Origin of the sequence: uncultured Acetatifactor sp., assembly GCF_948601915.1 — a bacterium.
Lineage (GTDB): Bacteria > Bacillota > Clostridia > Lachnospirales > Lachnospiraceae > Acetatifactor.
In genome coordinates, this window is sequence record NZ_CAPDXS010000209.1 from 1,635 (window position 1) to 6,880 (window position 5,246).

Genomic DNA, 5,246 nt, shown 5'->3' on the forward strand with positions numbered 1-5,246 from the left:
CCCGTCAGCGGAAATTCCGTAGGCATGGCCTGCTTCTCCAGCTGTTCGGACAGCGCGGTCTCGGTCTGGGCCTTCTGGGTCACGGTCTCGCTCAAGATCCCCACCTTCTCGTTCAGCTTGGCTATCTCGCCGTTCAGCCCAGCAATCTGCTCCTCCAGCTGAGCCTTCTCCTGCTCCAGCGCCGCAATGGTCTCATTCTCCTCTTCCGTCTGCTGAAGCTCGCCTGCCCATACATCCCTCTCATACAAAAAGAACCCTATCAACGCGCCGATGATGATGCATTGAAACAGAATGACTGTCTGCAGGATCCAGGGACGGACACGGAACTGCCTCACCCTACCGTCCGTGGCATCGGATGTAACAATCACCACATGGTTATTCTTGCGCTTATGTCCCTTACGTACCATAAAAGTCACCTCCAAATAACCTTTTCCTATTCTACCATAAACACAAGCTTTCTTCAACGATAAGAGGCACATTTTGTTATGTTTTCACAAACAAAAAAGCTTATTTTATGCATCAAAACATAAATATAAGCTTTTTAATGAGCATTTTATACAATTATTTCAATCCGACTTGCACATTTCCGACACTTTTTCCCACGAAAGCGCTCCGCCGAAGAGATCCAGCGCGCTCCCGATTGTCACGTTCAGGCGGTTCCTTCCAAGCTTCTTCAGCAGCTCCAGGTCTTCATAGCTGTGGACGCCGCCCGCGTAGGTCATGGGCTTCCCTCCCCAGGCGCCGAGGAGAGATGCCAGTTCCTCTTCAATCCCCTCCGCCTTTCCCTCCACGTCCACCGCGTGAATCAGGAACTCGTCACAGTACCCCGAAAGACGCTCCAGCAGCGGCTCCTCTATCCTTTCCTGGGTCTCTCTCTGCCATCTGTCCGTGACCACACGATATCCGTCTCCGGTCTTCCTGCAGCTTAAATCCAGCACAAGCCGCTCCTTTCCCACTGCGTCCCGCATCTGCTCCAGCCTCCGATAATCAATCCGCCCCTGCCGGAACACGAAGGATGTGACGATGACATGGGACGCGCCCGCCTCCAGGAATTCCCCGGCAGTCTCCGGCGTGATGCCTCCTCCTGCCTGCAGACCGCCGGGATAGGCCTCCAGCGCCGACAGCGCCTGCCGCTTCGTGGCGGCATACTGGGGGCTGTCCGCAGCATTGAGCAGTATGACATGCCCACCCCGAATGCCCGCATCCCGGTAGAGCCCGGCATAATAGGCCACCCCCCGCTCCGCCACGAAGTTCTCCTGGACCGTGTCCCCTGCGTCCCGCAGGCTCCCGCCCACAATCTGCTTCACATGGCCGTTGTGGATATCGATGCATGGCCTGAACTCCATCCCGTACCTCCTCGTCAAAAAAATTTTTTTAATCCCCGCCGTATAAAACCTGCCGCAGGTCACATACTAGTGGCATATCAGCCATTCCGCGCAGAATTCTCCGTCAGATGTGGATTCCGCACAGAATCGTCTGATGTATTTCCTATTAAGCCATGATTTCGTGCGCCCCGCGCACATGGAATCAGGAGTTGACATGTTGCACTTCTATGTCAACATTACAAAATATCCACGCAGCAGAATGGAGGAAACTATGAAAAAAGGGAAAAAACTTGCAGGAGCCAAAAAGCTCTTGGCGTTAGGGCTGGTGCTTGCCTATGTATGCATGGCTACTGCCTGCACCAACAACGACAAAAAGGACAACAGCTCTGACAGCATGGCCGGAACCAGCATCCAGGATTCCGGCTCCAGCGCTGCTGGCAGCAGTTCAGGCAACGGCAGCTCTGCCGAAAGCTCTGGCAGCAGTTCCGCCGAGAGCAGCACCACTGGCTCAGATGCCGGAAACAGTTCAAGCACCGGCAACAGCAATGATGCCGGAAACGGCAATGACACCGGCAACGGCGTTGGAGAAGGCGGCGCCACCCAGGGGGATGACGATTCCCTGCTGGACGACGCGGGCGATGCCATCGACGATGCAGTGGACGACGTCACCGACGGCATCGACAATATCACGGATGACCTCACCGGCAATGATAACAATTCCGGAAACGGCACCACCACGAACGGTACTACAAACGGCACCGGAGCGGCAGACGGGACTCGCAGCCGCATGTACGGCAACCCTTCCGGCGGCGCCATAAGGTAACTATGTCTCAGGCGTTTTCCGGATGCCCCAGGCAGATCCTGCGGCAGAAGGCATGCGCCTGAGAATGCCTTTCGCTCGCCTACTCCTCCCGCAGCGTGCCGTCCCGGTAAGCCTCCAGCAGCTCCTCCAGGTAATAGACCTGCTCCCGCAGCTCCCGTCCCACATCCGTATCCGCCACCAGCTTCCTGTGTACATAGGTCTCCACGTCAAGATAATGGGAGAACAGGTCGGATTCGTTGACAATCGCCGCGCAGGCGGATTCGAAGGGCTCATGTGCCACGAGCTGCATCCCCCTGGAGCTACATACCAGCGTATACCCCGCTATGCCCGTCTTCGCCTGATAGGCCTTGGAAAAGCCGCCGTCGATGATCAAGAGCCTACCCCCGCACTTGATGGGGGACTCCCCGTGTATCTGCTCCACGGGCACATGGCCGTTGACGATATGGGACTCCCTGCCGTGGAGGCCGAATTCCTTCAGGATGCGGTCCACGGTCTCCTCCTGCTCCAGCAGCCTGTAGTAGCTGTTCTTCCGCTCCTCGTGGGCCTCCTTCTCATCTACGAAATACCGTTCAAAAGTAGCCATCTTGTCCTTGCCGAACACGGGCGAGCCCTTCCCTGCCCAGATATACCACATAAGGTCCTGGCCCATGGTCCGCTCCGCCTGATCCTTGGCGTAATACCCTCTCCTGGCATAGTGCTCCAGGATGTCGTACAGCGCCTTTCCGCTGTACGCTTTTCCGCAGATCTCCACCCCGGCAAAGCTGCCGTCCTCCTCCATGGGCATGCAGCCATGATAGAGGAGGTTCCCGTTGTAGATTTTGTACAGGCCGCCCTTGGAGTAGAGGAAGCGCACATGGCGCTGCAGCTTCTCGCAGTTCAGAAATGCCTGCTGCAGCCCCCGCATGACCTCCTCTTCCTCCTCCGTCAGAGCCAGGGGATCCGCGGGATTCACCGTGGGAAAATCCATGTCCCGCATGGCGTATTCCCGCCCCCCGCTGCCCAGGCGGACGGTTCCCTTCTGGAAGTCTATCCGCTCCAGCAGCACCCTGTCCTCCATGTGGAACTCCGGATGCCGCCTGATCAGCTGCCCCTCCAGCTTGAACTGGAGGATGGCCATGGCCTTGTGCATCCTGATGTCCAGATCCAGGGCCTTCCGATTGCGGTTCTTGCCCGTGCGCACGGCGAACACGCTGCAGTCCGTGTGCTCATAGACATCCATCACGAAGGTGGCCAGGGGCAGCAGGTTGATGCCGTAGCCGTCCTCTAAGGTGTCCAGGTTCCCGTAGCGGGCCGCGATCCGGATCACATTGGCGATGCAGGCCATATGGCCGCTGGCGGCTCCCATCCACGCCACGTCATGGTTCCCCCACTGCACGTCCACGGAGTGGTAGGCGCACAGGGTGTCCATGATGATATGGGGCCCAGGCCCTCTGTCGTAGATGTCCCCCACGATGTGGAGATGGTCTATGACCAGGCGCTGGATCAGCTGGCTCAGGGCCACGATGAACTGGGGCGCCCGGCCGATCCGGATGATTGTGCGGATGATTTCGTTGTAGTACGCCTCTTTGTCGTGGATCTCCTCCTTCTCCGTGATCAGCTCCTCAATGACATAGGCGAAGTCCTTTGGCAGGGCCTTTCGCACCTTGGAGCGGGTATACTTGGAGGACACCCTCTTGATAATCTGCACCAGCCTGTGGAGGGAGATTTTGTACCAGTCCTCCAGATTGTCCTCTTCCTTTCTGACGATCTCCAGCTTTTCCTCCGGATAATAGATCAGGGTAGCCAGGCTCTTCTTATCCCTGCTGCTGATCGTATTGCCGAACTCCTCGTCGATCTTCTTGCGCACGGAGCCGGAGCCGTTCTTCAGCACATGGTTGAACTGCTCGTACTCTCCGTGGATGTCCGTCAGGAAATGCTCCGTGCCCTTTGGCAGGTTCATGATGGACTGGAGGTTGATGATCTCCGTGGAAGCCGCCGCGATGCTTGGGTACTGCTTCGCCAGGACTCTTAAGACCTGATTGTCTTTCTCCTTCATGTATGCTCCCCTCATTTTTCCCTGCAGGCCCAGGCCGCCGACAGCCCGTCGGCCTGGCCCCGGACCCTATAGGACGGCTTCTATCACATGGCTCATGTCATACCTGCCCGCAGGCTTCCCGGCCAGGAACTTGGCCGCCTGGACGGCCCCCTTGCCGAAAACCGCCTTGGAGTAGGCCCTGTGGGAAAAGGTGACGACCTCGTCGGGCCCGGCGAACATCACGTCATGGTCGCCCACGATGGTGCCGCCCCTGACGGCGCTGATGCCGATCTCCTTCTCCGGACGCCGCTCCCGCCTGGCGCTCCTGTCGTAAGCGTAGGAGTAAGCGTTGCCTAACTCCTCATTGATGGCATCAGCCAGCGCAAGGGCGGTCCCGCTGGGGGCATCCACCTTCAGGTTGTGGTGCTTCTCCACGATTTCCATGTCGAACCCCGCAGGAGCCAGCACCCCCGCCGCGTCCTTCAGTAGCTTTAAGAGGAGGTTTATCCCCAGGGACATATTGGCGGAGCGCAGCAGGGGAATGGAATCCGCGGCCTTCTCCGCCTTCTTCAATTGCTCCTCGCCAAGGCCCGTGGTGCAGAGCACGCAGGGGAGCTTCCTCTCCACGCAGTAGTCCAGCATCCGCTCCACCGCCCCGGCCGTGGAGAAGTCCACCAGACAGTCCGCTTCCACATCGCATTCCCCGATATCCGTAAAGACGGGGAATGGATTCTTCCCGTCGTCGAACAGATCGATTCCGGCCACCAGCTCCGCCTCTTTGTCCGCCTCCAGGAGCCCCCTGATGACCTGTCCCATCTTCCCGTTGCATCCGTGCATGATAATCTTAACCATATCTGAATATGCCTCCATTCCAGTTCCGCTTTTGTCCGGACAGTACCAAATCTTCGCATAGAATTTCCGACCGCTTACTGATTGCGTCCGTAAATCCTATGGGCACTGTCTGGACAATTGCTGATTCCAGTTCCGCTTTTGTCCGGACAGTACCAAATCTTCGCATAGAATTTCCGGCCGCTTACTGATTGCGTCCGTAAATCCTATGGGCACTGTCTGGACAATTGCTGAT

The 5,246-nt window shown here is 57.6% G+C and carries 4 protein-coding genes; 1 reads left to right on the plus strand and 3 read right to left on the minus strand.

Going from position 1 to position 5,246, the window contains the following annotated elements:
* Positions 1–566 precede the first annotated feature (566 nt).
* Positions 567–1,346 carry a phosphoribosylformimino-5-aminoimidazole carboxamide ribotide isomerase gene (gene hisA / locus Q2B33_RS22600; protein ID WP_300568974.1) on the minus strand — a complete coding sequence of 260 codons (780 nt, stop codon included), beginning with the start codon at positions 1,344–1,346 and terminating at the stop codon, positions 567–569.
* 250 nt (positions 1,347–1,596) lie between these two features.
* On the opposite strand from hisA, the gene Q2B33_RS22605 reads away from it, so the two are divergent.
* Positions 1,597–2,148, plus strand: coding sequence for a hypothetical protein (locus tag Q2B33_RS22605; RefSeq protein WP_300568971.1), 552 nt, complete (start codon positions 1,597–1,599; stop codon positions 2,146–2,148).
* A gap of 79 nt (positions 2,149–2,227) precedes the next feature.
* On the opposite strand, the gene Q2B33_RS22610 is transcribed toward Q2B33_RS22605, so the two are convergent.
* Together Q2B33_RS22610 and dapB are read right to left on the minus strand one after the other, a co-directional pair.
* Complete coding sequence (locus tag Q2B33_RS22610; protein ID WP_300568968.1) at positions 2,228–4,183, minus strand: fructose-1,6-bisphosphatase; 1,956 nt, start codon at positions 4,181–4,183, stop codon at positions 2,228–2,230.
* 66 nt (positions 4,184–4,249) lie between these two features.
* Positions 4,250–5,014 (minus strand): 4-hydroxy-tetrahydrodipicolinate reductase, encoded by a 765-nt coding sequence (dapB, locus tag Q2B33_RS22615; RefSeq protein ID WP_300568965.1) that lies wholly within the window; start codon positions 5,012–5,014, stop codon positions 4,250–4,252.
* Positions 5,015–5,246: the final 232 nt, after the last annotated feature.